Below are 5013 nucleotides of genomic sequence, written 5' to 3'. Positions count from 1 at the left end.
CCCCCCCCCCCCCCCCCCCCCCCCCCCCCCCCCCCCCCCCCCCCCCCCCCCCCAAACACCCCCCCCCCCCCCCCCCCCCCCCCCCCCCCCCGCGGTGCGTCCGCGCCCCGGCCGGCGGCTTGCGCACACGCCCGGGCGCCGCCCGAACCGACCGAACGACAGCCCGAAGCGCCCCCCGAACGGACGCACCGCGAAGTGACGAAACGGGCCGGATATGCCTGTATGGGGGCATGACCACTCCCCCCAGTCCCGGCCTGACCCCCTTCGAGCGGCAAGGGGCGATTCTGCTGACCACGTACAAGCGGGACGGGACCGGTGTCGGCACACCGGTCAACATCGCCGTCGACGGCGACCACGCCTACATCCGCACGTACGGCAGCGCCTGGAAGGCCAAGCGGATGCGGAACTTCCCCGAGGTGGAGATCTGCGCGTCCACCTGGCGCGGCAAGCCCACCGGCCCCGCCGTCAAGGCACGGGTGCGACTGCTGGATCCGCAGACCCGGGAGTACCGGCGGGCCGAGCGGTCGCTGACCCGGAAGTACCCGCTGATCCACGGGCTGCTGGTGCCGATGGCGCACCGGCTGAAGAAGGAGCGGACGCTGCACTACGAGCTGCGGCTGACGGCGGAGGCGAACGCCCGGCCGCCGGAGGCCGCCCAGGGCCGGTCCGGCGAGACGGCGTCGGACACTCCCTAGGAGCCCGACCCCCCTCGGGCCTCCTGCCCGGCCCCCCGCCGCGTGCGCTACTTCGCCAAGGAGCACCCGCGGCAGGAGTGGTGCAACCCGTCCTGCGGCAACCGCGCCAGGGTGGCCCGCCACCAGCAACGGCACCGCGACCACCGACCGGAAACGCCCTGAGCCGCGGTCGCGGGGCTCACCCCTCCCCGGCCTACCGGGCGATCCTGACCGCGATGCCGTCGAGCACGCAGTCGAGCCCCGTCTCGAACTGCCAGGCCGCGTCGTCCTTGCGCCCGGCCCCGAGGGCATAGCGCCGGTAGGTCGGGTAGCGGCCGGTCTCCATCAGATAGGTCATCTGGGGCGCGAGCGCGCGGCGAGTTTCGTCTCCACTGGCCCAGCCGTTGTCCTCCATGTACTGGCGCAGCGCCACCTCGGACTGCGCCGCGCCGTGCACATAGGCGTTGACCGCGCGGAAGGCGGCCATCACCGTGTCGATGTCCATGCCGTGGTCGTCGAGCGCGGCAAGCTGGCGCTCCGCGGCCGCCATCCGGTTCGGCGTCAGCACGAAGTGCGGTGTGGGCAGCTGGGCCAGCCAGGGATGCCGCAGCATCATGGTGCGGCTGGCCAGTGCGTAGGCGCGCAGGGTGTCGCGCCAGCCGGTCACCTCGTCGGGGACGGCGAGTTCGGCCGTGACCTGGTCGACCATCAGCGCCCACAGGTCGTCCTTGCCCGAGACATGGCGGTACGCGGCCATGGGTGCGACACCCAGCTCGGTGGCGAGGCGGCGCATGGTGACGGCGGCGAAGCCCTCGGCGTCGGCCACTCGCACCGCCACGGCGGCGATCTTCTGCGGCGTCAGTGCGGCACGGGGCGCGGCGGCAGGGCGCTCCATGCGCTCCCACAACACCGGGGCATCCGCATCTCTGCTCTTCTTCTGGGCTGCCACGAGTGGACTCCTCTCCGACCGGCCGTTTCGTGTACAGCGTATCGCCAGTAGACGACGTACACATGGAGGTGTACGTTGTACGCATTCCAATACGTCGTACACATCAGGGGGATTCCCATGAGCGGGCAACCGCAGCGGCTCCGCGTCGCGATCGTCGTCGGCAGCACCCGGGAGGGCCGGTTCGCACCCGTCGTCACACGGTGGATCAAGAGCCACATCGACCAGCGCGACGACATGAGCGTCGACGTCGTCGACCTGGCCGAGACCCCGCTGCCCACCGTCTTCCCGGCCTTCGGCCAGCCGCCCGCGCCCGGCACCGAAGAGGCCCTCGCCGAGGTCTCACCGCGCCTGGCGGCCGCCGACGCCTTCGTGTTCGTCACGCCGGAGTACAACCACAGCTTCCCGGCGTCGCTGAAGAACGCGATCGACTGGCACAACGAGCAGTGGCACGCCAAGCCGATCGGCTTCGTCTCCTACGGCGGCATCTCGGGCGGCCTGCGCGCCGTCGAACAACTCCGGCTCGTCATGGCGGAGTTGCACGCGACCACCATCCGCAACACGGTCAGCCTGCACAACGCCTGGGGCCTGTTCGACGAGGAGTACGCGATGCAGGACGCGCAGAGCGATGCCGCGGCCAAGGCGATGCTCGACCAACTCGCCTGGTGGTCCGAGGCGCTGCGGGACGCCAGGAACACCCGCCCGTACGCCGCCTGATGCCGCGTCGACAACAGTGGGGCAAGCCATGAAACAGCACAGGGAAGAAGCCGCGCCCAAGACCGCGGATCCCGGCACCGACCAGCCGCCGACCGCGGCGCCGGCCACGGCGCCGCCGTCACGCCTCGCCGTCCTGGGACTGCTGCTCGGCATCATCCTGGCGACACTCGACGGCACGATCGTCGGCACCGCCCTGCCGACGATCGTCGGCGACCTGGGCGGCCTGCACCACTTCTCCTGGGTGGTGACGGCCTACCTGCTCACCACCGCCGTCTCCACCCCGATCTGGGGAAAGGCCGGCGACCTGTACGGCCGCAAGGGCAGCTACCTTGCCTCGATCGCGGTCTTCCTCGTCGGCTCGGTGCTCTGCGGAGTCGCCCAGGACATGGGCCAGTTGATCGCGTTCCGCGCCCTCCAGGGGATCGGCGCGGGCGGCCTCTTCGTGGGTGCGCTGTCCCTCCTCGGGACGCTTTTGCCACCCGCGCAGGCGGGGCGCTCCCAGTCGATGATCGGCGTGCTGCTGCCGGTCGCCATGATCGGTGGCCCGCTGCTCGGCGGCTTCCTCACCGACCACCTGGACTGGCGCTGGGTCTTCTACGTCAACGTGCCCGTCGGTGCCGCCGCCCTCCTGATCGTCGGGCTCCGCATCCGGCTGCGCGGCGGGCGCGGCCCGGCCCGCATCGACTACCCGGGCGCCGCACTCCTCACGGCGGGCGTTCTGGCGCTCACCCTGATCGGGACCTGGGCCGGCACGACGTACGACTGGAACTCACCGCAGGTCGCGGGGCTCGCCGCACTCTCGATGGCCGCCCTCGGCTGGTTCGTCCGCGTGGAGCGACGAGCGCCCGAACCCATCATCCCGCCGCGCCTGTTCCGCGACCGCAACTTCACACTCGCCCAGGTGCTGAGCTTCCTGGTCGGCGCGGCGATGCTGGCCGCGGCGAGCTATCTGCCGCAGTACATGCAGTTCGTACGGGGCATGTCGTCGACGGAGAGCGGGCTGCTGCTGCTCCCACTGATGCTCGGCATGATGGGCGCGCAGCTGTTCATCGGGCGGGTGGTCAGCAACGGCGGCGGGTACCGCGGGTACCCCATCGTGGGCGGCGCGGTGGCCACGGCGGGCGCCCTGGCCCTGCTCATGGTCGGCACGGACACCGCCACGGCCGTGGCCTCCGCGCTGACGCTCGTCCTCGGCCTGGGCCTCGGCTGCCTGATGCAGCCCGCGATGCTCATCACCATGAACAGCGCGGAGCCCCGCGACATGGGCGCGGCCAGCGGCACCACCACTCTGCTGCGCACCATCGGCGGCTCGCTCGGCGTCGCCGTGCTCGGCTCCGTCTACACCGGCCGCATGGCCGCCACCCTCACGGACCGGCTCGGCCCGGAAGGGGAGCGGCTCGCCGGCGGCCACGAAGTGACCCCGGCGGTTCTGCACGGGCTGCCCGACCCGGTGCGGGACGCCTTCCGTGCCGGGGTCACCGGCGGGCTGCACGGGGTCATGATCGGCACGGCCGCACTGTGTGCCGTCACCTTCGCGGCCGCCTGGCTGATCCGCGAGGTGCCGCTGCGGAAGGCCCCGAGCGCGGCGGGCCGGGGGCTTCCGCCCCCGGCCCATCGGACACCCCCTAGGACCTCCGCCGCAGCAGCCGCCGCACGGCCACGACCAGCGCCGTCGCCGCCGCGAGGACCAGCGCGCCCTTGACGACGCCGGGCTTGAGCTCCGTGCCCGAACCCGCCTTCCCGTCAGGGCCGTCGGCGGAACTCCCGCCGCCCGCCGGGTCGTCCGCGCCGCCGGTCTCCTTCGCCGACGCCGGCAGCTGCTCACCGCTCAGCCCGACCGGCGAGACCTCGCTGCTCCGGCCCTCCGAGCCGTACATCAGGGTGCGGCCGTCGGGGGTGAAGGTGACCGACTCGCCCTGCTGCTGGATCGGTACGCCCACGCTGCCGATGTCCTTCGGCCGCCCGTCCTGCCACCGGTAGATCCGGGCGCCGAAGTAGCTGCGCATCACCAGCCGCGTACCGTCCGGCGAGAACGCGCCGTCGGTCACCCACAGATCGATCGGCGCGACCTCGCGGAAGGTGTTGGGGCCGGCGGTGGTGAGCCGCCGCGGGCCCTCGTAGAGCGCACCGCCGCCGCCCTGCTTCTTGCTGGCGATATAGACCCGGCCGGTCCTGGGGTGCACCATCAGCGCCTCGGCGTCCCGCGGCCCGTCGGCGTACACCACGTCGAACTGGGTGGCGGTGACGGTGGCGTCGCGCAGCTTCGCGGGCTCCGGGAAGCGGTAGATCCACACGTGGTTCCACGTGCCGCCGAGGTTGTCGCCGATGTCGCCGACGTAGACGTCGCCGTCCGGGCCGATGGAGACCGCCTCGACGTCCCGCGGCGTGCCGATGCCGCGCAGCGTGATCCTGGCGAGCGTACGGCCGGAGGAGCCGTCGACGGCGTAGACGTACGGGCCGTCGTCGCTGTCGTTGTGGGTCCAGTAGACGCCGGGGTGCGCCCGGCTGGCGGCCAGCCCGCTGGACTCGGTGATCCGGGGATCGCCGATGGTGAAGCCGTCGGGCTCGTCGGGGGGGGGCGGAACGGGCGCCGCCCCCCCCCAAACCCCCGCGGTACCGGCCGCGCACAAAAAAAAAAACACGGGCACCGACTGCCCCCTCGGGGGGTGGTGCGCG

5 protein-coding genes and 1 pseudogene are annotated in these 5013 nt (G+C 72.6%); 4 read left to right on the top strand and 2 right to left on the bottom strand.

The genetic code is table 11. The features are described from left to right. Positions 1-230: 230 nt before the first annotated feature. Both AC0680_RS17485 and AC0680_RS17480 read left to right on the top strand, forming a co-directional pair. Positions 231-695 carry a PPOX class F420-dependent oxidoreductase gene (locus AC0680_RS17485; protein ID WP_478629282.1) on the top strand — a complete coding sequence of 155 codons (465 nt, stop codon included), beginning with the start codon at positions 231-233 and terminating at the stop codon, positions 693-695. Positions 696-716: 21 nt separating this feature from the next. Continuing rightward, positions 717-857, top strand: a pseudogene (locus AC0680_RS17480) (CGNR zinc finger domain-containing protein); the annotation flags it as partial. A 31-nt stretch (positions 858-888) separates the two neighbouring features. Here AC0680_RS17480 and AC0680_RS17475 read toward each other — a convergent pair. Further along, positions 889-1623, bottom strand: a complete 735-nt coding sequence (locus tag AC0680_RS17475; RefSeq protein WP_478629279.1) for a TetR/AcrR family transcriptional regulator — start codon at positions 1621-1623, stop codon at positions 889-891. A gap of 117 nt (positions 1624-1740) precedes the next feature. Between AC0680_RS17475 and AC0680_RS17470 the strand changes: the two genes are divergently transcribed. Together AC0680_RS17470 and AC0680_RS17465 are read left to right on the top strand one after the other, a co-directional pair. Continuing rightward, positions 1741-2337, top strand: coding sequence for an NADPH-dependent FMN reductase (locus tag AC0680_RS17470; protein WP_478629277.1), 597 nt, complete (start codon positions 1741-1743; stop codon positions 2335-2337). A 28-nt stretch (positions 2338-2365) separates the two neighbouring features. Next, complete coding sequence (locus AC0680_RS17465; RefSeq protein ID WP_478629275.1) at positions 2366-4039, top strand: MDR family MFS transporter; 1674 nt, start codon at positions 2366-2368, stop codon at positions 4037-4039. Here the strand turns inward: AC0680_RS17465 and AC0680_RS17460 are convergent. Further along, a complete protein-coding gene (locus tag AC0680_RS17460; RefSeq protein WP_478629318.1) occupies positions 3963-4979 on the bottom strand; it encodes a hypothetical protein in 1017 nt (338 codons plus the stop codon). The two genes, AC0680_RS17465 and AC0680_RS17460, sit on opposite strands and share 77 nt — an antisense overlap. Between the last annotated feature and the right edge of the window lie 34 nt (positions 4980-5013).

Source organism: Streptomyces sp. NPDC043738 (assembly GCF_056436545.1).
This window is presented reverse-complemented; position numbering and strand designations above follow the sequence as displayed.

Bases quoted from the DNA above. Each gene is read 5' to 3' on its own strand.
- AC0680_RS17485 (WP_478629282.1), top strand. From the start codon at position 231: ATGACCACTCCCCCCAGTCCCGGCCTGACCCCCTTCGAGCGGCAAGGG.
- AC0680_RS17470 (WP_478629277.1), top strand. From the start codon at position 1,741: ATGAGCGGGCAACCGCAGCGGCTCCGCGTCGCGATCGTCGTCGGCAGC.
- AC0680_RS17465 (WP_478629275.1), top strand. From the start codon at position 2,366: ATGAAACAGCACAGGGAAGAAGCCGCGCCCAAGACCGCGGATCCCGGC.